17 protein-coding genes are annotated in these 22604 nt (G+C 62.7%); 7 read left to right on the forward strand and 10 right to left on the reverse strand.

Translation table 11 applies throughout. The features are described 5' to 3' along the window. Positions 1-78: 78 nt before the first annotated feature. Positions 79-882: an SDR family NAD(P)-dependent oxidoreductase gene (locus EYQ35_07075; GenBank protein HIF63895.1), complete on the forward strand. Its 804-nt coding sequence runs from the start codon at positions 79-81 to the stop codon at positions 880-882. Here EYQ35_07075 and EYQ35_07080 read toward each other — a convergent pair whose 3' ends face one another. Beyond that, positions 883-2007 (reverse strand): NAD(P)-dependent oxidoreductase, encoded by a 1125-nt coding sequence (locus EYQ35_07080; GenBank protein HIF63896.1) that lies wholly within the window; start codon positions 2005-2007, stop codon positions 883-885. Between EYQ35_07080 and EYQ35_07085 the strand changes: the two genes are divergently transcribed. Further along, complete coding sequence (locus EYQ35_07085) at positions 1925-2803, forward strand: amidohydrolase (GenBank protein ID HIF63897.1); 879 nt, start codon at positions 1925-1927, stop codon at positions 2801-2803. The genes EYQ35_07080 and EYQ35_07085 overlap by 83 nt on opposite strands. On the opposite strand, the gene EYQ35_07090 is transcribed toward EYQ35_07085, so the two are convergent. Then, positions 2790-3263 (reverse strand): PaaI family thioesterase, encoded by a 474-nt coding sequence (locus EYQ35_07090; protein HIF63898.1) that lies wholly within the window; start codon positions 3261-3263, stop codon positions 2790-2792. The two genes, EYQ35_07085 and EYQ35_07090, sit on opposite strands and share 14 nt — an antisense overlap. Positions 3264-3325: 62 nt before the next feature. Next, positions 3326-4582, reverse strand: coding sequence for an FAD-dependent oxidoreductase (locus tag EYQ35_07095; protein ID HIF63899.1), 1257 nt, complete (start codon positions 4580-4582; stop codon positions 3326-3328). A gap of 151 nt (positions 4583-4733) precedes the next feature. On the opposite strand from EYQ35_07095, the gene EYQ35_07100 reads away from it, so the two are divergent. Then, complete coding sequence (locus tag EYQ35_07100; protein ID HIF63900.1) at positions 4734-5936, forward strand: acyl-CoA dehydrogenase; 1203 nt, start codon at positions 4734-4736, stop codon at positions 5934-5936. Here the strand turns inward: EYQ35_07100 and EYQ35_07105 are convergent. Beyond that, entirely contained in the window at positions 5933-7411 is a 1479-nt protein-coding gene (locus EYQ35_07105) for a glutamate synthase subunit beta (protein ID HIF63901.1), read from the reverse strand. The two genes, EYQ35_07100 and EYQ35_07105, sit on opposite strands and share 4 nt — an antisense overlap. 29 nt (positions 7412-7440) lie before the next feature. Continuing rightward, positions 7441-11985 (reverse strand): glutamate synthase large subunit, encoded by a 4545-nt coding sequence (gene gltB / locus EYQ35_07110; GenBank protein ID HIF63902.1) that lies wholly within the window; start codon positions 11983-11985, stop codon positions 7441-7443. Between the two features lie 153 nt (positions 11986-12138). Between gltB and EYQ35_07115 the strand changes: the two genes are divergently transcribed. The 4 genes from EYQ35_07115 to EYQ35_07130 all read left to right on the forward strand — a co-directional run bounded on the left by EYQ35_07115 (position 12139) and on the right by EYQ35_07130 (position 14374). After that, the gene (locus EYQ35_07115; protein HIF63903.1) at positions 12139-12735 is read left to right on the forward strand and encodes an Lrp/AsnC family transcriptional regulator; all 597 of its coding nucleotides are present in this window, start codon (positions 12139-12141) and stop codon (positions 12733-12735) included. Positions 12736-12823: 88 nt separating this feature from the next. Further along, positions 12824-13201, forward strand: a complete 378-nt coding sequence (locus EYQ35_07120) for a hypothetical protein (protein ID HIF63904.1) — start codon at positions 12824-12826, stop codon at positions 13199-13201. Between the two features lie 30 nt (positions 13202-13231). Beyond that, positions 13232-13720 carry a PPOX class F420-dependent oxidoreductase gene (locus EYQ35_07125; protein HIF63905.1) on the forward strand — a complete coding sequence of 163 codons (489 nt, stop codon included), beginning with the start codon at positions 13232-13234 and terminating at the stop codon, positions 13718-13720. A 6-nt stretch (positions 13721-13726) separates the two neighbouring features. After that, positions 13727-14374 carry an arylesterase gene (locus EYQ35_07130; GenBank protein HIF63906.1) on the forward strand — a complete coding sequence of 216 codons (648 nt, stop codon included), beginning with the start codon at positions 13727-13729 and terminating at the stop codon, positions 14372-14374. Here the strand turns inward: EYQ35_07130 and EYQ35_07135 are convergent. Genes EYQ35_07135 through EYQ35_07155 form a run of 5 tightly spaced genes read right to left on the reverse strand, consistent with a single transcriptional unit; the run spans position 14350 to position 22546 of the window. Continuing rightward, positions 14350-16731 (reverse strand): hypothetical protein, encoded by a 2382-nt coding sequence (locus tag EYQ35_07135; protein HIF63907.1) that lies wholly within the window; start codon positions 16729-16731, stop codon positions 14350-14352. The genes EYQ35_07130 and EYQ35_07135 overlap by 25 nt on opposite strands. Then, positions 16728-19295, reverse strand: a complete 2568-nt coding sequence (locus EYQ35_07140) for a hypothetical protein (GenBank protein HIF63908.1) — start codon at positions 19293-19295, stop codon at positions 16728-16730. Before EYQ35_07140 ends, EYQ35_07135 begins: the two co-directional genes overlap by 4 nt. Beyond that, the gene (locus EYQ35_07145) at positions 19108-21072 is read right to left on the reverse strand and encodes an AMIN domain-containing protein (GenBank protein ID HIF63909.1); all 1965 of its coding nucleotides are present in this window, start codon (positions 21070-21072) and stop codon (positions 19108-19110) included. Before EYQ35_07145 ends, EYQ35_07140 begins: the two co-directional genes overlap by 188 nt. After that, positions 21039-21860: an outer membrane lipoprotein-sorting protein gene (locus EYQ35_07150; protein ID HIF63910.1), complete on the reverse strand. Its 822-nt coding sequence runs from the start codon at positions 21858-21860 to the stop codon at positions 21039-21041. Before EYQ35_07150 ends, EYQ35_07145 begins: the two co-directional genes overlap by 34 nt. Next, positions 21857-22546: a TetR/AcrR family transcriptional regulator gene (locus tag EYQ35_07155; protein ID HIF63911.1), complete on the reverse strand. Its 690-nt coding sequence runs from the start codon at positions 22544-22546 to the stop codon at positions 21857-21859. The genes EYQ35_07150 and EYQ35_07155 overlap by 4 nt, the downstream gene beginning before the upstream one ends. Positions 22547-22604 lie beyond the last annotated feature (58 nt).

Raw genomic sequence — 22604 nt, forward strand, 5'->3', positions numbered from 1 at the left:
TATGGCGCAGGCTGGGGCGGTTGTTATCCGGCCTTACGCCGCGTTCCATTGCCGGCCGGCCACGGCTAGGCTCGGCGCATGGAAGCATTCAAGGGACGTACGGCGCTGGTCACCGGCGCGGCCAGCGGCATGGGTCTGGGCATAGCGAGGGGGTTGGCCGCAGGCGGCGCTCGCGTGGTGTTGTGGGATCTTGACGAGGCCGGCCTGCAGGCCGCGGTCGATAAGATAAACAGCGAGGGCGGCGAGGCGCATGGATTCCGCTGCGACGTCAGCAATCGAGCTACCGTTGCCTCTGTTGCTGCCCGGGTGAAAGCCGAGCTGGGCGAGGTAGACTTGCTGGTCAATAACGCCGGGGTGGTGAGTGGCGGTTACCTGCTCGACATTCCCGACGAGAAGATCGAGCAGACCTTCGCCGTCAACACCTTGGCCCTGTACTGGGTCACGCGCGCGTTCCTGCCCGGGATGATTGAACGCAACGCCGGCCAGGTGGTGACGCTGGCATCGGCGTCGGGCTACATGGGCGTTGCTCGCTTGTCGGACTACTCGGCGAGCAAGTGGGCCGCGATCGGTTTCGACGAATCGCTGCGGGTGGAGTTGCGCAGCCTCGCCCCGGGCGTGGGCACCACGGTTATTTGCCCGTTCTTTGTAAACACCGGCATGTTTGACGGCGTAAAGAGCCGCTTGATGCCCATACTCAAGGAAGAAAAAGTGGTGCGGTCCATCCTCAGGGCCATACGCCTTCGTCGCCGACGCTTGGTGTTGCCCTGGTCGGTCAGGCTGCTACCAGCCATGCGCCTGCTGCCCGTGCCCTTGCTCGACGCTATGGCCAACGCTATGGGCGTCAATCGAGCCATGGACGAGTTCAAGGGGCGCGCGGGGTAGCTAACGTTTTTGTTCGAGCGCGAGCATGTCACGCATCGCGTTTTCGGGGTCGCGGGGTTGCCAGCCGAGCTCTTCCCGCAGCTTGCGGGTGTCGTAGTGTCGGCGCATGGGGAGCGGTAGTGGAAGCCAGGCCAACGGGGTGCGGCCTCCAACCTGTCGCCACGCCGACAGTAACTGCCAGAACGTGGTAGAAGCGTCACCCGCCACGTTGTAAGCGCGTCCCACGGCCGCCTGTTTTTCCAACGACAGGGCGATAGCCTCGGCCACGTCGCCCGCGTATATCCAGCTTATGCGCCAGCCCACCGGTACCGGTGCCAGCGGCAGGCTGTAAAGGGCTCTCACCTTGCTCCAGAACACGGTGTCCCAGGCACCGAATATTCCGCTGGGCCTGAGCGCGGTCAGCGAAAGCCCCAACTCGTCGGCGAGCTTCCACGCGCGTCGTTCACCGAGGGCCTTGGAAAGCGGGTAGACCTTCAGCGGGTGGCGCGTGCTCAGTCCATCCATGAGGGGTGGCTCGTCGTCCAGGGGTTTACGCGCCGGGAAGCTGTAGACCGATATCGACGACATGTGAACCACGCGCCGGGTGCCGGTGGCGGCTGCCGCCCGCAGCAGGTTCTCTATACCGCCCACGTTGACGCGTTCGTGGGCACTCCATTTCTGCAGGCCGATGTTGAGCATACCCGCGTTCGATACCAGCCCGTCGCAGCCCTCGAGCGCTTTTTCCAATGCGCCACGGTCGCCGAGGTCAGCGCGCCTGAGCTCCACGCGGTCCGCCAGCCCCGGTACCTTGTCGGGGTCGCGCACCACCCCTACCACGCGCGCCCCACGGGCGAGCAGCACTTCTACTATGTTGCGGCCCAGGGAGCCTGTAGCGCCGGTGACGGCGATGGTACTGTCGGCAAGGTTCATAGCGGCTTCCGGAGAGTAACCGGCAGGCGGGCATCGAGCAAGTAGCGGGCTCAGAACGGTTGACCCCGCCCTGTACAGGCCGTGGCCGCCGTGATTGAATTGTTGCGATGGACAGGGGGAAGACAGACAGCTGATGGCAATGCCCAAAGACATAGGCGTGATCGATACCATGCTTTCGATACCGACCAACGACCGCGGTAAGTGGTACGATTTCATGAAGTCGCAGTTGCTCGACAACGAGAGCCGGGAGATGTTCGAGTTCCCGGTTGAGTACATGTTCAAGGACGTGCCCGAGACAAAGAAGGGCGATCGCTTTGACGACTACGTGTCCTACACGCTCTCGGAGATGGACAAGTACGGCATTGCCCAGGCACTGGTCGGCGTGACACTCGAGCACGAAGACCTGTGTCGTGCGCTCAAGGAAAACCCGGACCGGTTTATCGGCAGCTACCAGGTCAACCCCAACATGGGCATGGAAGGTGTGCGCGATCTCAGGCGGGCGGTCAAGGAGCTCAACGTCAAGGCGGCCACCTCGTTTCCGGCTGGTTGCCTGCCGCAGGTGCCCATCGCCGACCGTCGCATGTACCCGTTGTACGCGGCCTGCGTCGACCTGGATATCCCCATTTTTGTTTGCGCCGGCGTGCCCGGCCCGCGCCTGCCCATGGCTTGCCAGCACGTCGAGCAGATAGACGAGGTCTGCTACTTCTTTCCCGAGCTGCGCTTTGTCACCCGCCACGGTTGCGAGCCCTGGACCGACCTCATCGTCAAGCTCATGCTCAAGTACCCCAACCTGTACTACTCGACCAGCGCCTTCGCTCCTAAGTACTATCCCAAGGAGGTTATCGACTACGCCAACTCGCGGGGCGGCGACCGCCTGATCTACGCCGGCTACTTTCCCATGGGTCTGAGTCTCGAGCGGATTTTTGCCGAGCTGGAAAAACTGCCGCTCAAGGACGAAGTGTGGCCAGGCTTCCTGCGCGACAACGCCGCGCGCGTGCTCAATCTGGAGTAGAGGTGATCTCTGCCAGCGGCCGACCCACCTTGTAGACGAGGGTCCCGGTGGCACACAGTTCGCCCTGCTCGTTGCGCACCGAAGCGCGGCAGAACACCGTTGAACGGCCGCGTTTTTCTATCCAGCCCTCCGCTATCGCGTCGCCCACTATCGGTGCCAGGAAGTCAGTCCTCATGTCTACCGTGAGCATCACGGGCCTTTCGTCGTAGCCGCTGCCTATGGCCGGAACCACGCAGGTGTCCAGCAGGGCGGCGACCATACCGCCGTGCAGCATGCCGGCCGGTTGCGTCAACTCCGGCCCGAAGGGCAGGCGCATCCTGGCGTAGTCGCTGCGTACTTCTTCGAGTATCAATCCCACGTGGGCGGGGAATCCCCTACTCGGGAAGTGCTGCCAGGTTTTTGCTCGGTCGGCTGCGAGTTCGGCGAAACGGCTTCGTTCGGGTGCTGTGGGGTCGTCCATAAGACAACCGACCCTAACAGAAAAAACCGGCCGGGTCTCGTGGCCTGTGACATTGGCCTTTCTCAGGCCGAGGCTCGGGAGAGCGCTTCGGAAAACGAGATTCCTTGTTTGAGCCACTCGCCGTACATCATCGAGTAGCGCGGCCGGGCAAAGGTGAGCACACCGGTGAGCGGGCCATCGCGGAAGCCCTGCAAGGCAACAAACCTGTACTCGGCTTCGTCGCCGTGAACCACCTGCACCGTGTCGCCGGTGCCCGCGCGGCCAACGAACTGTATCTTGACGCCGTGCTGGTCGCTCCAGAAAAATGGCAGCGGCGAGAACGGTTCGTGCGGCTCGGGCTCGAGCAGGGTACGGGCCACGTAGCCCGCCTGCTCGACTGCGTTGGTCCAGTGCTCCACCCGTATCGATTCGCCGTAGCCTCGGTGTTGCCAGCGCGCCACGTCGCCGGCGGCGTATATAGCGGGGGCGGCCCTGCAGAACTCGTCGCAGATTACACCGTCTTCCAGGGCCAGGCCGCTTTTTTCCAACCAGTCGGTGGCGGGCCGGCAACCGGTGCCGGCCACGAGCAGGTCGGCCGCCAGTCGTTCGCCATCATCGAGAACGACACTTTCTACCCTGCCTGCTCCCTCCACGCTGGACACCATCCGCTGCAAGCGCAGTTGTACTCCGTGGTCGCGGTGGAGTTGTGCTGCTGTTTGGCCGGTGGCCTGGTCTAGCGCGCGCGCCATCGGCCACGGTCTCGGTTCGACGACCGTGACCTCCAGGCCAAGTTCGCGACAGGTCGAGGCGACCTCCAGGCCGATGAAGCCCGCGCCGGCGATGACGACGCGCGGCGTGCCGCTGGTGAGAGCGGACCTCAGGCAGAGAGCATCGTCGAGGCTGCGCAGGTAGTGCAGGCCCAACGGCGCTTTGCCGGCAAGACCGGGAAGAGTCCGCGGCAGCGCGCCGGTGGCTATGACCAGGGCGTCAAAGCCCAGTCGGCGATCGTCTTCGAGCAGCACCTGCCTTTCGGCGAGGTCGAGCCCGGTAGCACTGACACCCGGAAAGTATTGCAGCTCGAGTTCGCCAAGACCGTTGGGGCGCAATCTGACTTTGTCGGTATCCCAACGGCCGGCAAGCAATTCTTTCGAAAGCGGCGGGCGGTCATAGGGTTGATGAGGTTCGGCGCCCAGGAGGGTGAGTTTTCCGTCGAAGCCGCGCTCGCGCAGGCCCTCGCAGGTTTTCAGGCCCGCAAGCGATGCGCCTACGACCAGTACGTTTCGTGGCAATTGTGAGCTGGGCACACCGGCGAGATAGCAGGCCCGAGCGACCGTTAACAATCACGGTTCGGCGACGTCCGGGCCGGACTTCACGTTGTCTCACCCGCGGACTCCGGCTAGTTAAACAGTGACTCTACGATCATCGCGCTGCGGCGAACGACGCGCGCAAGCACACACGGCAAGCCCGGCGGGCCTGTACAGAGGAAAATCAATGGATTTTGAATATTCGCAGAAGACCAAGGACTACGCGGAGCGCGTTGGCGCATTCATAGAGGAGAATCTCTACCCCAACGAGGAAGAGCTGGAGCAACAGATCGAGGATGGCGGCCGCTGGTGTGTCATCCCTTTGCTCGAAGAGATCAAGGCCAGGGCCAAGGCCGACGGATTGTGGAACCTTTTTCTGCCAGAAAGCGGCCGAGGAGCCGGCCTGAGCAACCTCGAGTACGCGCCGCTGGCGGAATTGATGGGGCGTAGCCACTTCGCCTCGGAGTCATTCAACTGTTCGGCTCCCGACACCGGCAACATGGAAGTCATTGAGCGCTACGGCAACGAGGAGCAGAAAGCCGAGTGGCTGGCTCCTTTGCTGGAGGGCGAGATCCGTTCGGTGTTCTGCATGACTGAACCGGCGGTCGCCAGCTCGGACGCCACCAACATCTGCTCGACCATCGTGCGCGACGGCGATGAGTACGTGATCAACGGCACCAAGTGGTGGTCGTCGGGCGCCGGCGATCCGCGTGCGAAGATTTCGATCTTCATGGGCAAGACCGATCCCGACGCCGCCCGCCATCAGCAGCAGTCGATGATACTGGTGCCACTCGATGCGCCGGGTATAAACATCAAGCGCATGCTCAGCGTATTCGGTTATGACGACGCGCCGCATGGCCACGCCGAGATTGAGTTCAAGGACGTGCGCGTGCCGGTGGCTAATCTCCTGCTGGGCGAAGGCCGTGGCTTCGAGATAGCCCAGGGCCGGCTGGGCCCCGGGCGCATTCACCACTGCATGCGCACGGTCGGTGCGGCCGAGAGGGCGCTCGAGGCCATGTGCCGGCGCGCTCTTGAGCGCAAGGCTTTTGGCCGTCACCTGGCCGAGATGGGAGTCACCAGGGCGCGCATAGCCGAGGCTCGTATTGATATAGAGCAGTCGCGTTTGCTGACGCTCAAGGCCGCATGGCTGATGGACACGGTGGGCAACAAGGAAGCCCGCAGCGAGATCGCCCAGATCAAGGTAGCAGCCCCGCGCATGGCCCTGAAAGTGGTCGACAACGCCATGCAGGTGCACGGCGGCGCTGGTGTCTGCCAGGACTTCAACCTGGCCAGGCTCTACTCGGGCCTGCGAACACTGAGGCTTGCCGATGGACCGGACGAGGTCCATCTCGAGCAGATCGGTCGCCTCGAGCTGAAGAAGTACCTCTAGGCGAGCGGCCGGCCGCCGGTCTCCGGGCGGGCGGGTGAAGAGGGCAGGCGACTTTCGCCCTGCAGGAAAGCATCCACGCCGCGGGCACATTCGCGTCCTTCCCACAGCGCCCACACCACCAGCGACTGGCCGCGCCTCGTGTCTCCACAGGCGAACACTCCGGGCACGTTTGTAGCGTAGTCGGGGTCGGCGGCGATGTTGCCCCTGGCGTCAAGCGCGACGCCGAGTTGCTCGACCAGGCCCGTGGTCCTCGGGCCGGTGAAACCCATGGCCAGCAGCACCAGCCCGGCCGGCACCGTGAATTCGCTGCCCTCGATCTCGCTCATCTGCATGCGCCCGTCCTCCGAGCGTTTCCACTCGATGCGCACGGCTTCAAGTGCCTCTACCTTTCCGTCCTTGCCCAGGAGGCGACGGGTGTTGATAGCAAAATCACGCTCGGCACCTTCTTCGTGGCTGCTCGAGCTACGGTAGATCATGGGCCAGTAGGGCCAGGGCATGCTCTCGGTGCGCTGGTGCGGGGGCTCGGGCATGATCTCAAACTGGGTGACGCTGGCCGCTCCCTGGCGGTTAGATGTTCCCACGCAGTCACTGCCCGTGTCGCCACCGCCTATCACGATCACGTGCTTGCCCTCGGCGAGAATTGCCTCCTGCTTGGGCACGGTGTCGCCGGCTACGCGCTTGTTCTGCTGGGGTAGAAAGTCCATGGCGAAGTGAACTCCCTCGAGTTCTCGTCCGCTGACCTCGAGGTCTCTCGGCACCGTGCAGCCCAGCGAAAGTACCACGGCATCAAAATCTGCCCTCAATTTGTCGGTACCGATGTCGCTACCCACGTCTACACCGCAGCGCATGGTCACACCCTCGGCCTGCATCTGCTCCACGCGGCGATCGATGAGCTGCTTTTCCATCTTGAAATCGGGAATCCCGTACCTGAGCAGCCCCCCCACGCGGTCGGCCCGCTCGAAGAGGGTCACGTCGTGACCGGCACGGGCCAGTTGCTGGGCAGCCGCCATGCCGGCTGGACCCGAGCCTACCACGGCAACGGTTTTCCCGGTCTTGACCGGCGCGGGCAGCGGGGTGATCCAGCCTTCCTGCCAGGCGCGGTCTATGATGTTTTTCTCGATCAGCTTTATGTTGACCGGGTCGCTGTTGATGTTGACAACGCAGCTCTCTTCGCAGGGGGCGGGGCAGACGCGGCCGGTAAACTCCGGGAAGTTGTTGGTCTCGTGCAGCACCGAGATGGCTTCGCGCCATTCGTGGTTGTAAACGAGGTCGTTGAACTCGGGGATGGTGTTGCCCAGCGGACAGCCGTTGTGACAGAACGGTACGCCGCAGTCCATGCAGCGGGCCGCTTGCCGGTTGAGCGCGTCGGCATCAAGCTTGCCCTCAAGTTCGCGGTAGTCGCCCAGCCGTTCTTTGACGGGTCGCCGAGTCGGCGTCTCCCGTTCAAAATCCATGAAGCCCGTAGCTTTACTCACCGTGATTGCCTCGCGGCGCTGTCGCTTGCTCAGGCCGAGGCCTGGGCGGCGGCGCCGCTTTTCTCCTTTTCGGTTTCCTCGAGCACGCGTCGGTACTCGCTGGGAAACACCTTGACGAACCGCGCCAGGGTGTTGTTCCAGTCGCCGAGCAGGCGCTCGGCCAGCTCGCTGCCGGTGAGCTGTACGTGTCGCTGCACTAATCGCTTGATCTCGGCCGCCTCGTCGGGGTCATCGAGCTTGAACAACTCGATCATTCCCATGTTGCAGCGCTCGGCGAAGCGCCCGTCGACGTCGAGCACGTAGGCAAACCCACCGCTCATCCCGGCAGCAAAGTTGCGCCCGGTGGTACCCAGGCACACCAGTCGGCCACCGGTCATGTACTCGCAGCCGTGGTCACCCACGCCTTCGACAACGACCGTGACGCCGCTGTTACGCACGCAGCAGCGTTCGCCTACCTGGCCGCGCACGAACACTTCGCCGGCGGTGGCGCCGTAGAAAGCCACGTTGCCAATGATGATGTTGTCCTCGGCCACGAAGGAGGCCTCGGCCTGCGGGGCTATGCTCACCTGTCCGCCCGACATTCCCTTGCAGAAGTAGTCGTTGGCGTCACCGTGGATGTGGGCGGTTATGCCGGGGGCCATGAAGGCACCGAAGCTTTGCCCGGCAGAGCCGGTAAAATTGAGCTTGATGGTGTGGTCGGGCAGGCCCTCTTCACCGTACTTCTTCGTTATCTCGTGGCTCAGGGTGGTACACACGGTGCGGTTGGTGTTGGCAATAGGCAGGTCAATCGCCACCGCCTTGCCCTCGTCCAGGGCTGCCCGCACCAGTTGGATGATCTCGTTGTCCAGCGCTTTTTCCAGGCCGTGATCCTGGGTACCGGTGCCGCTTATGCCCACGCCGGGTAAGGCCGGCGGGCGGGCGAGTATGGGCGCGAGATCCAACCCGCGCGCCTTCCAGTGGTCCACGGCTTCAGAAATGTTGAGAAGATCCACGCGACCGGTGAGCTCCTGCACGGAGCGCACTCCCATGGCGGCCATTATCTCGCGAAGTTCTTCGGCCACGAACATCATGAAGTTGATCACTTGTTCGGGCGTGCCCGAGAATTTTTTGCGCAGCGATTTGTCCTGGGTGGCGATGCCTACCGGGCAGGTATTGAGATGGCACTTGCGCATCATGATGCAGCCTTCCGCCACCAGGGCGGCGGTCGCAAATCCGAACTCGTCCGCACCGAGCATGGCAGCCACGGCCACGTCGCGCCCGGTCTTGAGCTGTCCGTCGGTCTCGACCCTGATGCGGCTGCGCAGGTCGTTGTCCACCAGCACCTGCTGGGTCTCGGCGAGTCCCAGTTCCCAGGGCGCACCGGCGTACTTGATCGAGCTGAGAGGCGAAGCCCCGGTGCCGCCGTCGTGGCCGCTTATGAGCACCACGTCGGCCTTTGCCTTCGATACCCCGGCCGCGATCGTGCCCACCCCGACCTCGGAAACCAGCTTGACGCTGACCCTCGCCGCCGGGTTTGAGTTTTTCAGGTCGTGGATGAGCTGTGCGAGGTCCTCGATGGAATAGATGTCGTGGTGGGGCGGGGGAGAAATCAGGCCTACCCCCGGCGTGGAGTAGCGGGTGCGGGCTATCACCCGGTCCACCTTGTGTCCCGGCAACTGGCCGCCCTCGCCGGGCTTGGCTCCCTGCGCCATCTTTATCTGCAGTTCCTTGGCGTTGGTGAGGTAGTTGATGGTCACGCCGAACCTGCCCGAGGCCACCTGCTTGATGGCCGAGCAGGCCGAGTCGCCGTTGGCCATGGGCTTGAAGCGGTCGGGGTTCTCACCGCCTTCGCCCGTGTTGGAACGTCCGCCTATGCGGTTCATGGCGATGGCCAGGTTTTCGTGCGCTTCGCGGCTGATCGAGCCGTAGGACATGGCGCCGGTCTTGAATCTCTTAACGATCTCGGTGGCCGCTTCAACTTCGTCGAGGGGTACGGGCGTGGTGTCGTTCCTGAAACTCATCAGGCCCCTGAGCGTACACAGGTTGCTGCTCTGCTCGTTGACGAGCTTGCTGTACTGCCCGAATACCTCGTAGTCGCCCGAGCGTACCGCCAGCTGCAACCTCGACACGGTTTCGGGGTTGAACAGGTGGTATTCTCCGCGCCGACGCCACTGGTACTGGCCGCCTGTTTCAAGCGCGTCGGCGTCGCCCACCGCTTGTCCGTAGGCGCGATCGTGGCGCAGTCGCGACTCCTCGGCTATCACATCGAGGCCGATCCCGCCTATGCGAGAGGCAGTGCCAAAGAAACAACGCTCTATGACCTCGGGGGCGATGCCTATGGCTTCGAAGATCTGCGCGCCGCGGTAGCTGGCCTGCGTAGAGATGCCCATCTTCGACATGGTCTTGAGCAGACCCTTGCCGATAGCCTTGCAGTAATTCTCAACGGCCTGTTCGGCCGACACTCCATCGAGCGCGCCCTTGCCCGCGAGGGCATTGAGCGTATCCATGGCCAGCCAGGGGTTTACGGCCGACGCGCCGTAGCCCGACAGCAGGCAGAAGTGCATCACCTCGCGCACTTCGCCGCTTTCCACTACCAACCCGACCAGCGTTCGGCTGCCCTCGCGTATGAGGTGGTGATGGACGGCGCCGATAGCCAGCAGCGCCGGTATCGGCGCGCGCTCGGCGTCGGCCGCGCGGTCGGAGAGGATGATGATGTCGAAGCCTTTTTTTACGGCCTCCGAGGCCTGGTTGCAGATAGCCTGCAGCGCCTCGTCCAGGGCGTCTTCACCGCCGGACGCATCAAACAGGGAGTCGAGGGTCGTACTGTGTATACCGTTGGCGTCGATCTCGCGTATGCGCGCGAGCTGGTCGTTGCTGATGCAGGGCGCGGGTATGTGCAGCTGGCGGCAGTGGTCCTCGGTCTCGTCGAAAAGGTTCTGCTGGCGCCCGCACATGGCGTCCAGCGACATGATCAGCTCTTCGCGGATGGGGTCTATGGGCGGGTTGGTCACCTGGGCGAACAGCTGCTTGAAATAGTTGTAGAGTAGCTGCGGCTGGTTCGACAGCACGGCCAGGGGGGTGTCTGTGCCCATCGAGCCCAATGGTTCCTGGCCGTCACGGGCCATGGGCAGCAGCAGCATTTTGAGTTCTTCGCGGGTGTAGGCGTGGAGCTTCTGGGCGGTCTTCAGTTCGCCACCGGTGGTCGTTGCCGGCATCCCGCCGGGCTCGGGCAGCTCGTCGAGTTCGACGACGTTCCTCTCGAGCCATTCTCCCCAGGGCAGGCGTGCCGCCATGGCAGCCTTGGCTTCCTCGTCGTCGATGATGCGGTGCTCGTCGAGGTCAACGAGAAAGATTCGGCCCGGTTGCAGGCGTCCCTTGCGCTCCACGTTTTCGGGGGGTACGTCGATCACGCCCGTTTCCGAGGCGACGATCACCAGTCCGTCCTTGGTCACGAGGTATCTCGAGGGGCGCAGCCCGTTGCGGTCGAGTATGGCACCCACGCGGTGGCCGTCGGTGAAGGGAATGCAGGCCGGTCCGTCCCAGGGCTCAAGCAGGCAGCCGTGGTAGCGATAGAAGTCGCGGCGTTGCTGGTCCATGTCGTCGTGCTTTTCCCAGGCTTCGGGCACCATCATCATGGCGGCGTGGGGCAGTTCACGGCCGGTCTGGAACAGAAGCTCCAGTGCGTTGTCGAAGGTGGCCGAGTCGGACTGGCCGGGCTTTACTATCGGCAGCAGGCGCTCGAGCTCGGGCCCGAAAGTCGACGATTCGAACAGCTTTTCGCGGGCGTTCATCCAGTTGATGTTGCCGCGCAAGGTGTTGATCTCGCCGTTGTGGCACATGTAGCGAAACGGTTGCGCCAGGCTCCATGCGGGCAGCGTGTTGGTGCTGAAGCGCGAGTGCACCAGCGCCAGGGCTGACTCCATGTCTGCTTCGGCGAGGTCGGGGTAAAAACTGGCCAGCTGGCCGGTGAGCAGCATGCCCTTGTAGACCAGCGTACGGCAGGACAGGCTGCTGGGGTAGAAATCCCTCGCCGAGGCGCCGCCGGCGGCCGCGGCCTTGTTCTCGGCCACCTTGCGCATGGTGTAGAGCTTGCGCTCGAATGATTCCTCGTCGAGTTCGAGCCCGTTCTTACCCACGAACACCTGGGCAAAGTCGGGCCTGGTCGTAAGCGACGTGCTACCACAGTGCTGCTCGTTGAAGGGGACCTCGCGCCAGCCGAGCACTTCGAGGCCCACGCTCCTGGCGGCGCTGGCCACGATTTCTTCGCAGAGGCTACGCTCGGCAGCTTCACGGGGCAGAAAAAGCATGCCGACGCCGTATTCCCGGGCTGGGGGCAGGGGGATTCCCAGTTTTTCTGCGCGGGTGCGCAGAAAACGATCGGGGACCTGTATGAGCACGCCCGCGCCGTCACCCGACTCGGGGTCGCAGCCCGACGCGCCGCGGTGGTCAAGGTTGTGGAGTCCCGAGAGGGCTTTTTCGATCAGGTCGTGGGTGGGGACGTTGTCCAGGCGGGCGAGGAACCCAATACCGCAGGCGTCGTGTTCGGTCTCCGGGAGGTAGAGAGAAGGTATGCTGCCGTCGCTGAGTTGTCTCATTAGCTGTGTCCGCGCCGGTTGCTCGAGTGCTACGCGCTCCGGCCGAGACAAGAAAGCTAGTAGAAAGTAGGGAATCTGTCAATAGCTAAGCTAGAATGACCAAATCAGGCCAAAAGGTTGACAGAACACCGGGGATTCGTCAGATTACTACCCATGACTAGACGAAAAACCGACCCGCGTATACTCGATGCCCAGGAGTTGAAGATCGTCCGCGCCCTGGTTCGCGACCCCCGCTTGTCGGACAACAAGCTGGGCGAGCAGAACCGAATCCCGGTGCGGACGGTCAGCCGGAAGCGCGCGCGCATGGAGCAGGACCAACTTCTGCGCTACTTCACCGAACTCGACATGGGCGAGTCGGGCACCGGCCATTTTCAGTGCCGGCACATGTACATCATCCGCTTTGAGGTCGACGTGCGGCTCAGCCGCTTCCTGGAAGAAATAAACCGCGAGCCCAAGGTCGTGACCGTATTCACCCGCTCGGTCTACGAATCCCACGTGGCCGAGATCGACGGCCGGGTGGCCCTGGTGATGATCATCGACGGGGTGTCGGACGCGGATATCGTTGAGCGATTCCAGGAAGAAATACTGCCCGCACTCAAGTCCAACCATGGAAAGAAGGCGATAGAGGACGTATCAACCTTCAGGCTGCTGTCAAAGGTGCGCATGCTGCGCAACTACATCCCCGACGTAAATATGGACAACGGGCGGATCAGCGACAGCTGGCACAGCGACGCGATCTTCGTGGCCTGAGGGAGGCGCCGGGTCTTTTTGCCCTGAGGAGGCTGGTAAACGGCCAGAATCTGCTGGCGCGATGGTCACTGTCGGGGTACCCTGAGGCATGGCCCGGTTGACAATCTGCGCACTTTTTTTTGCAGCCCTGTGCCTGGCACCTGTTTCCCTGGTGGCCTACGTTGACGACCAGGAGCCGGGGGCGGGGCAGGGCGAGCGCAATGAACTCATGCTACCCGACCCCTTCCTGGACGACGACTGGCCGGAGATCGAAAAACCCCGCATGGTCGAGCCCCCGTCGCGTCTAGAGGGGGAGACCTCGGCCGAGCGCGCGTTTCGGGAGCAGGCAGACCGTGATCTGCAGATTGAAAAAGAGTTTGACGACGATGGCATGGATGGCAGCGGCATAGGCGACGATCTGGACGATGATCTGAGCGGCAGCGGTTTTGAGCGGGAACTGCAGCAGCTCGAAGACTTTATGGACTGACCGCTCGGGCTACAGGGGAACACGACAAGCATGGCTAATGTACGCGATCGCATAGCGCTCAGCGAAGAAGAAATCAGCGCGTTCATAGAGAACGCACAGACCGTGATAGTTGGCAGCAACAACCACGACGGCGTACCCCACATGATGCCCATGTGGTACTCGATGGTGGACGGTCTTATCTCGATGCACACCTACGGAGCTTCGCAGAAAGTCGTCAACCTGCGGCGCGACCCGAGGGGGTCCGCCCTGGTCGAAGACGGTGATACCTACGGTACCCTGCGCGGCGTTTTTCAGCGCGGTTACTACGACGTCATCGACGATCAGGATCTTTGCGTGGAGATAGGGGTTAAGTCGGCCAACAAGTACCAGGATATTCCAGAAGATCTTTCTCGGCCTCACGTGGTAGAGGCCGTACGCAAGAGGGTGGCGTTGGTGTTTCACCCCGAGAAGACCACGAGCTGGGATCACCGCAAGCTGCGTGCCGCCGGCGCGTCGGACAACGGCCCCGGCGCCGACTGACCGCCAGTGGCTTTGCTGACAGCCAGGACCGTGGCCACGCTGCTCGTGCTGCTGGCTTCCTGCACTGTCCATGAATACGGTGCGCCCGCCCGTGAGGCGCCCTCGGCCGATGCCCCGGTTGTCCTGTTTTTTGGCGACAGCATCACTGCTGGCACCGGCGTGGGCCAGGCCGCTGCGTTTCCGGCGGTGGTGCAGGAAAGGATAAACAGCGAAGGTTTGGACTACCGCTGCGTCAACGCAGGTGTCTCCGGCATAACCACCGGCGGGTCCCTGTTGCGCCTGCCTGAGTTCCTGCGGGAGCCGCCAGCGGTGGTAGTTGTTGAGCTGGGCGCCAACGATGTGTTCCGACGGGTGCCGTCGGAGGCCTGGACGAAGAATCTTGTCGAGATCGTTGAGCGTTTCCAGGCGGCGGGCTCCGGGGTTCTGATAGCCGGGACCCTGTTTCCACCGTTTGAGCTGCGTTCGGGGGGAGCGGCAGAAGCCGTGTACCGAGACGTAGCCCGTCTCAGCTCGGCTCCGCTGCTGGTGGACCTGATGGCTGGGGTAGCTGGAGATCCGGCTCTCAACGTGGCCGACGGCGTGCACCCCAACCTCGAAGGGCATCGTCGCCTGGCAGAGACCCTGTGGCCCTACCTGCTGCCCTTGCTCGATTGACCAGTTCCACCCGAGCCCGGAATACGCACCAGCCGTGAAAGGGTGGCCGGGAACAGAAGTATAGACACCAGGTAACATACCGCGACCGTGATGGCGGTGAGCGCGCCCAGCTTGATCTGCGGGTAGAGATCGGCGGCGAGCAAAACCAGGAAGCCTGCCAGGAGCACCACCGCGTTGAAGAACAACGCGCGCCCGGCCGTAACCGCTGTAATCACGGCCGCTTGTTCGTGCGCGACACCAGCGCGTCTCTCTCCCAGGTAGCGGTAGAGGTAGTGGATGGCGAAGTCGATGCCTATTCCAAGCGTCATGGCGCCGAGCATTACTATGGGTATATCGACCGGTACCCCGGCAAAGCCCATGCTCCCGTAGGCAGCCAGCAGGGCAAAAGTAACGGGCATCACGGCAAGCACTCCCAGCGGCAACCGTCCGAACACCGCCCAGCAGATCAAGGTCAGCAGGGGCAGACATATGGCCAGCGCTCGGATCTGGTCGTTTATGACGTGCAATTCCATTCGCGAACTCGTCATGGCGTCACCCGAGAATACTATTTTTGCCGACGGCAGCCCCGGACCGTTGAACAGTTCCTCGGAGAGGTCCCTTGCCTGTTCGAGAGTAGCTTTTGCCCAGGCGGTGCCGGTGCGGTTGATGAACATCTGCATGCGGGCGTGGCGGTAGTCGTAGTCCACCATGTCGTCAAAATCGCCGGGATCACCCGACATGGAGTAGAGCAGCAGGTACTGGGCCACCAGCTCACGCGAGCCGGGTATCTCGGCCTTGTGGGGGTCATCGCCGTGCATTACGCGGTTCATGCGGGCTACCAGTTCGGCCAGTGACAAGGAGCCACCTACCTGCGGCAGCTCGTCCATTCGCCGTTGCATTTCAAGCATGGCGGAGAGTAGCGCGGGATCCTTGATGGCGTCGACCGAGCCGCCGTCTATTACAACGTCGAGTATGGTGCTTCCCGAGAAGTGGGCGTTGACCGCGTCGTCGGCGTCCCTGATTTCGTGGCCCGGCGGAAACTGGGCTATGCGCGAACTGTCCACGGTCAACCTGCTGGCTCCAAAAATTCCAGCCACTACCAGTGCTGCGAAAACGGCCACTACCCAGTTTCTTCTCCGCGACGCCGCGCGCGCTACGCCAGCGAACAGGCGCACGCTGCTGTTGTTGTCGTCAAACAGGCTGCGGCGGGTGCCCAAACGCGGTGCCTTCAGCGGCAACAGGGCAAACAGCGCAGGAATGAGCAGGAGCGTAAGCACGAAGGCCGCCGTCACCCCCACCGCGGCGAGCACACCGAAGTCGCGTAGCGGCGCCATCGATGACATCGAGGTCGACAGAAAACCGACCGCCGTAGTCACCGAGGTAAGCAGCACGGGAGGACCCATGTCCATCATCGTTACGCGCACGATCTCGTCGCGCCCTGCGTCGGGTGACTCGACCTGCGCGTCGTAGTAGCGACTGAGCAGGTGTATCGAATCGGCAACGGCTATGGGTACGAGAACGACCAGCAGTATGGAACTGATGGTGTACATCGGGTGTCCCCACCAACCCAGGAATCCGAAGGTCCAGATTTCGGTCGCGGCTATAACGGCGAGGCAGATACCAACCGAGCGAAGCGTGCGAAATGACAAGAGTACCAGCAGGCTGATCACCGCAAGTACGAAGGGCATCAGGCGACGGCCCTCGGCGGGGATGGCGATGTAGAAGATTCCTTCGATCACCGGGCGGCCGGCGAGAAAAAACTGTTCGGGATGGCCCGCCTCGCTGAGCCCGTCGACGTAGGCCTTGAGCTTCAGGTAGGAGCCGGCCTGGTCGGCGTGACCCTGCTCGGACTCGCGCACCATTATCAGGGTGCCCTTATCGTCGAGAGCCGCGAGGGTGCCTTCGAACATACCGTTGTCTCGTATGGCTTGCCTCAGCCGCCGGGCTCCCTCGGGATCATCGGGAGCCAGCTCCATGAAGGGCTCCACTTCCATGCCCTCCTCGGTGCCGCGCACATTGTTTACGGTGGACAGCGACCTCAGATCCGAGTTGACGGCCGTTTCAAATTCGGGCTGTTCCTGCAGCCAGTCGGTGATGCGGCTCACCAGCGCCAGTGTCTCGGGGTTGAAGGCACCGTCGGGGTGGTCGGGCCTGAGCACGGCGATCATGTGCAGGCTTACATCGCCGAAAACTTCTTCGATGTACGCCAGGTTGTCGCGCGCTATGTCCTTGTCGGGGAGGAACTGCCTCGCGTCGCTGTCTATGTAGACTCGTGGAAGGCCGGCGGCCATGAAGGCGGTGGCGGCCAGCGCGATGAGCAGTGCCACCAGTGGCCTGCGGATGACCGCATCGATGTAGCGTTGCCAGGCGCGTTTCACGAGGGTCCCTTCCCGGTGCTTGATTGCTCTGCTGCAAAAAGTCCCAGCGCTGCCGGGAAGAGATACAGGGTGTAGACGTAGCAGATCACCATGGTCGTGGTCACCAACAAGCCGAGTTTTACCTGCGGGTAGAAGCGCGCTCCCAGCAGGACGAGGAAGCCTCCGACCAGTACCACTGCGTTAAAAAACAGCGCGCGACCGGCGGTGGCGGCGGTGAGAACGCTGGCGCCTTCGTGCTCCATGCCGCGGTTTCGCAACTCGCGGTAGCGATGCAGGTAGTGCACCGAGAAATCGACGCCGATCCCCAGTGTGATCCCGCTCAGCACGGCAATGCCAAAGTCGGTGGGGATGCCGGCAATGCCGAGCGCGCCGTAAGTGAGCAGGACGGCGAAGGCCACCGGTGCCACCAGCAGCAGCGCCATCACAAGGCTCCTGAACACGAGGAAGCCAATCGCGACGAGCACCGGCAGGCAGATAGACGCAGTCATGAACTGGCCCGAGATAATGGCTTCTTCCAGCGTGGTGGTAAACTGTGCTCCGCCGGCTGCCACGGCACTGGCGTTGGGCAGGTCAGCAAAGTGAAGCGACACCAGTTCGTCACTGCGCTCGAGCACCTGCCGGGCCGCTGTAGTGCCCGGGTCGCGCAAGAAGGTACGCAGGCGGGCGTAGCGGTAGTCGTAGTCTACCAGGTCTTCGAAGTCTCCGGGGCTGCCCGACATCGAGTACAAGAGCAGGTACTGGGCCACTAGCTCTCTGTCGGCCGGCATCTCCCGGCTACCGTTGGGCAGGCCGTTCATGACGGCGTGCATTCGCGCCACGAGGTCGGCCAGCGAAAAGCTGTCGCCCACCAGCTCCATTTCTTCGAGCCCGTCCTGTACCGAGGCCATGGCCTTGAGCAGGGCCGGATCCTTGAGGCCCCCTTCGCTACCGCTGTCGATCAGTATGTCGGTGGTAGTTCCACCGGCAAAGTAGAGGTCGGCTACGTTGTTGGCGACTCTTACCCTGTGGCCGGGTGGAAACTGGCTCACCATGGAGCTGTCGGCCGTGACCAGGCGGATACCGAACACGCCCACGCTCGACAGCAGGGCGAACAGGGCCAGCGTGACCCAGGGGTTTCGATTCACGAGCACGGCCGATCCGGTGAGCTGTCGCACCAGCCACGACCCGCGGTCGAGCAAGCTGTTTCTCGAGCGGCCGCGGCCGGGCTGCAGCGGCAACACCATCAGCACGGCAGGCATCAGTACCAAGGTGAGCAACAGCGCTACCATTATTCCACCGGCCGCCGCCAGGCCGAACTCAAAAATCGGTATCAGCCTCGAGACCGACATGGCGCTGAAGCCAACCGCCGTGGTGATCGATGTCAGCAGTACCGGGGAAGCCATTTCCTGCATGGTCAGGCGGACGACGGCCTCTCGGTCGAGCGACGGGTTTTCGACCTGGGCATCGTAGTAGCGGCTGAGAAGGTGGATGGAATCGGCCACCGCTATGGGCACCAGGATCACCGGCAGGATGGTCGTGATCGGGTAGATGGGGTGGTCCAATGCCGCCAGCGCGCCCATGGTCCACAGCTCGGTTCCCAGTATGACTGCAAACGGCAGTAGCACCCCGCGTACGCTGCGAAAGGTCAGCCACAGCATTATGCCGATCAGGCCTATCACCGCGGGCAGCATGTTGCGCGTGTCGCTGCGCATGTTTTCATCGAAGATGCCTTCAATGATAGGTCTCCCCGCGAGGTGGAAGGTCTCGGGGCGGCCATCGGCAGACAACTTGTTGACGTAGGCTTCCAGTTTCCTGGAGGCGCCCTGTCGGTTAAGGTTCCCCGCCGCTGATCGCCTGACCATGATGGTGGCACCCTTGCCATCGGCAGACACCAACGACCCGCTGTAAACCGGGTCGGCGTCGAGCGCCCCGCGAAGTGCCAGCGACTGATCCCGGTTGGCGGGGATCTCGTCCATGAAGGGGAGCACGAGCAATCCGCTGTCACTGCCGACGATGTTGTTTACGGTGGCCAGCGACCTGAGGTCCGAGGGCAAGGAGGTTTCGAACTCGTCCTGCTGCTCGAGCCACTCGCCCATTTCGCGGATGAGAGCCAGCGAGGATGGATTGTAGATGCCGTCGCGGTGGTCACGGCGAAGGACCAGGATCATGAACAGGTCCTGCTCACCGAAGATATCTTCCATGCGGTCAAGCGCTTGGCCGACCGGGTCGTCCTTGCCCAGGTAGGAACGCGCGTCGCTGTCCGTTCTGATCGATGGCAACTGCCAGGCGAACCAGCCGGTAAGCAGCAAGGTGGCCAGCAGGATTGGCAGGGGGCGCGAGAGGACAAGGTTTGTGAAGCGGTGATACAGTGTTTTTTCTCTAGCTGAAAACGGTTTCTCAGAAACTGCGCCGTACGGTGAACAGCAGCATGTCGTTGCGATCAAAGCGGCCAAAGGTTCCACCAGTGCGCGCCATCGGGTTGTAGGCATGGCCGAAGAATGCGTCGTACTCGGCCGAGAACTTCCAGTTGTCCATGGGTTGGTAGTCGACCTTGGCCTGCAGCCAGGCGTCGTTGCCCCTGACATTGACCATCGTAAACAGCCACGGCTTGATCGTTTCGGCCATCCAGGCTCCCGAAAGGCGTAGCCCCACGTAGTCGGTCTCTCGCGGGTGGAGCAGCGCGGAGTGAGGGTCGATGATCTGTTCGTGCACCAGCTGCAGGCTTGCGTCGGCCTGTTCCCACCAGTCGAAGTCAGGCTTGGTGTCGAGCGCCAGCAGCACGCGGGCCACGTCCTGGCGGGCGCGGAAACCGCGGCCGGCGGTTTCGGGCGCGGCCAGCGGTGAGACCGAGAACATCCTGTTGTTTTCGAAGGCCGCGTCCAGCCGGTAGAGGAGGTTTCCTCTCGGGTGCACCACGTTGAAGGTCAGCAGGTCAAACTGTTCGTGGCGCGGGGTCGCCGTGCCCGAGAGAGGGTCCACTGCCAGCGAAGGACGGTCGTCCCAGCTCCTGAGGTAGCCGATCGACCAGTCGGCCGCCAGCGGGTGACGGCTGTAGCGCAGGCCAAACTCAGAGTTCGCGAAGCTCGCGGCTGGCCTCTCGGCTGGCAACAGCGCCAGCCCTCCCAGCGCGTCGGGGTCCACGAAGGACCAGGGCGAGCCAAGGTCGGGGAAGTCGGGGCTGGTGAAACGCCCGAGCCACAGCAGCTGCAGGTCGCTGCCATCATCGAAGTAGTAGTCCAGGGTTACTCCGTCCACGCCCAGCCGTATCTCGTCGAACTCGGGGACGATGAAGTTGGTGAGGTCAAAGGGCGAAACCTGGTCCGACACTATCGCGCCGTCGGCTTCTCCCCAGGCGATCTGCTGGCGACCCAGGCGAAGGTCTACCTTGTCAAAGCGCAGCCTGAGGTAAGCCTCGCGCAGGCGCGATTTTACCGTCGATTCGTCCTGGAAGGAGGCGTCGTCACGGTAGACGTCAGCCGCCAGCCGCAGCATGTGGCCGCCTCCGGTGTAACCTTCGAGTTCCATGTGCAGCGTTTGTCGATGGAACAACAGCTCGTCGGGGTCGTCGAGGCTGGGGGCCACTGATTCCTGCAAGTAGCCGAGGGTGCTGAAGTCCAGGTCGATGGGGGAAATTTTCTTTTTTGTCGCGGGTGCTGGCGTCGGGGTGGCCCGGGAGGGGGCGGCCTCGATGGTCGTGGCTGCAGGCAGCTGTTTGCCGGGAGCGGCGGGTGTCGCGCTCGTGGAGGCCTGCTCGAGCATGGCCTCCATGTCTGCAACGACCGCCGCACGCTGTCGCACCTGCCGGGCGGTAGCGGGGTCCTCGGCGATGGCTGTTACCGCGAGAGGCGGTGAGGTGACAGCTTTTTCCCGTATCACCACCGCGCCGTCGAGCAGGTCTACCACCAATCGGTCGGGCCTGTCGCCGTCGGGGGGCAGGGTAAAAACAGTCGGGCGCACTGGGGCCCTGAGATCAAAAACGATTCGAGCCTTGTCGGTTCGATTCTGCGAAGCCCTCATCCTGAGCACGCGGGTGTCGTTGGATACCAAGGCAGTCTCGATGCCACCGCCGTTTGTTATCCCGTATAGATCTACCCAGACCCTCGAGGGTCGGCCCAGCGAAGGGTCGGCGCGCAGTTGCCCCCATTTAAAGGAAACCGGGCCGTCAAGGTCTAATACCACCCGGGTTCGAGTCGCACTGGTAGACGATTTTACGCCGGTTACCACCGGGGAGGCGCCGGCGGTTGTCGCGGTCAGCGGCAGGGCGAGTGCACAGGACGCCACCAGCAACGCGGCGCGGGCCAATAGACCGGCAACTGTGGGTCGCCGTTTCACTGCCTGAGACTTCTCTGGCTGAACAGCGATGGCTTCACCTCGACGTCGAGCTCCAGCGTCGTCATGTCCAGCACGGTATTGTGGCCGGTGATGAGGTTGCTCATGATCATGCGGTGTCCGCGCGGGCGGGGGTCGCTGTCAGAGGTGGGGTGAATGTCTTCTACCAGCAGTCGCTTCGCCAAGCGCCCCTTTTTGTCCCAGTACTCGCCCTTGCGGCTGAGCATGTCGCTCTTGGCTATCCAGCTGACGGTCTTTGAGTAGCTGGTCTCACCGGCTTCCTTTTCATTGGCGGGCACCGCCTCCACTACCCAGCAGGGCTCGCCGGCAAAGGTCTCCGGCTCTGCGAAGCTGTAGTTCCAGTTTACGATGTCGATGTTTTCCATGTCCTCGTAGGTGAAGTCCGAGCCCATGAAGTAATCTTTCTTGTTCGACGAAAGGATGCGCTTTATTTTCTTGAGAGCGGGCAGGTACAGCCAGGTGTCGTCGTCGCGTTCGTCGTTGTAGTCGTAGCTCAGCAGGGTGGTGTTGCGCACGTCCGAGGGCTTGAGGAATCGCGAAAAACGGTGTTCCTCGACGTCACTCAGCTCCTTTGACCAGCCCTCGATAGTGCGCACGCGAGACTGACCGCGCTTGTTGGTAAGCGTCATCGTCATGACCTGGTGCTCGGTTTTTGAGCGCCTGGCCTCGTCCGAAGCCTTGGCTGTTTGTTTTGCCGTCATCTCGGCCGCTTCGGCTGGTGTCGCAGCAAAAATTGAGGCCGCTAACGTCGACGCTGCAAGTACTCCCAGCGTTCTTGTTGACATCCGTGTCTTCTTCATCCTGCTGTCTCCCTGTCTTTGCTGTGTCCTGGTGATTTGCGCGGTGAATTTTCTGCCCTGAGCATGGCGGCGGCGTAGCGCTGGGCATCGGCCAGGACCTGGGCAGCTGGATTGGCAGCAGGATCTTCGAGGTGGGCAAGGTAAAGGTTGGTGCTTACCGCTTCCAAGGCAGCCGCAGCGCGGGACGCGTCCTGGGGCGCGAACAAGCCGTCGCGTATGCCTTCGCTTATGACAGCGGATGTTTCGGCCATGCCCTGCTCAAAGGTCAGTCGGGCTTGTTCCGGAAAACTCGAGACCAGCGACATACGCGCTCCCGGATTGACGCTCAAGTGCACGTGGATGGTGTCGGCTTCCTGTTGAAAGAGCGCGAGTTTCTCGACTATCATTTTTTCCATGCGCTCGGCCGGGTTGCCGCCCGAGTCGCGGGCCTGCCTGAGGCGTTCGTAGAAATACTGCGTGCGGTTGATGATCAGGTCGCGGTACAGGGTTTCCTTGTTTTCGAAGAGATTGTAGAAGCCGCCCACCGAGACGTCGGCCTCACCGGCTATCGAGGCGATCGATGTTTCGGCGAAACCTTTGCTCGCAAACAGGGCTGTAGCCGCCTCCAGTACCCGCTGACGGGCATTCTCGCGGCGTTTCTGTACACGGCTCACAGCCGCACTTGCACTTATTGAACTGGTCTTCATTTGTGAACGGCAATTCAATCCCTTTGGTAATGCCCTGTCAATAGCCGACGCATACCTG

Source organism: Candidatus Binatota bacterium (assembly GCA_012960245.1).
GTDB lineage: Bacteria > Desulfobacterota > Binatia > UBA1149 > UBA1149 > UBA1149.

What these genes read in the sequence shown, in the direction of transcription:
- EYQ35_07075 (HIF63895.1), top strand. Translation starts at nt 79, where the DNA reads ATGGAAGCATTCAAGGGACGTACGGCGCTGGTCACCGGCGCGGCCAGC.
- EYQ35_07085 (HIF63897.1), top strand. Translation starts at nt 1,925, where the DNA reads ATGGCAATGCCCAAAGACATAGGCGTGATCGATACCATGCTTTCGATA.
- EYQ35_07080 (HIF63896.1), bottom strand. Translation starts at nt 2,007, where the DNA reads ATGAAATCGTACCACTTACCGCGGTCGTTGGTCGGTATCGAAAGCATG.
- EYQ35_07090 (HIF63898.1), bottom strand. Translation starts at nt 3,263, where the DNA reads ATGGACGACCCCACAGCACCCGAACGAAGCCGTTTCGCCGAACTCGCA.
- EYQ35_07100 (HIF63900.1), top strand. Translation starts at nt 4,734, where the DNA reads ATGGATTTTGAATATTCGCAGAAGACCAAGGACTACGCGGAGCGCGTT.
- gltB (HIF63902.1), bottom strand. Translation starts at nt 11,985, where the DNA reads ATGAGACAACTCAGCGACGGCAGCATACCTTCTCTCTACCTCCCGGAG.
- EYQ35_07115 (HIF63903.1), top strand. Translation starts at nt 12,139, where the DNA reads ATGACTAGACGAAAAACCGACCCGCGTATACTCGATGCCCAGGAGTTG.
- EYQ35_07120 (HIF63904.1), top strand. Translation starts at nt 12,824, where the DNA reads ATGGCCCGGTTGACAATCTGCGCACTTTTTTTTGCAGCCCTGTGCCTG.
- EYQ35_07125 (HIF63905.1), top strand. Translation starts at nt 13,232, where the DNA reads ATGGCTAATGTACGCGATCGCATAGCGCTCAGCGAAGAAGAAATCAGC.
- EYQ35_07140 (HIF63908.1), bottom strand. Translation starts at nt 19,295, where the DNA reads ATGTCAGGGGCAACGACGCCTGGCTGCAGGCCAAGGTCGACTACCAAC.
- EYQ35_07150 (HIF63910.1), bottom strand. Translation starts at nt 21,860, where the DNA reads ATGAAGAAGACACGGATGTCAACAAGAACGCTGGGAGTACTTGCAGCG.
- EYQ35_07155 (HIF63911.1), bottom strand. Translation starts at nt 22,546, where the DNA reads ATGAAGACCAGTTCAATAAGTGCAAGTGCGGCTGTGAGCCGTGTACAG.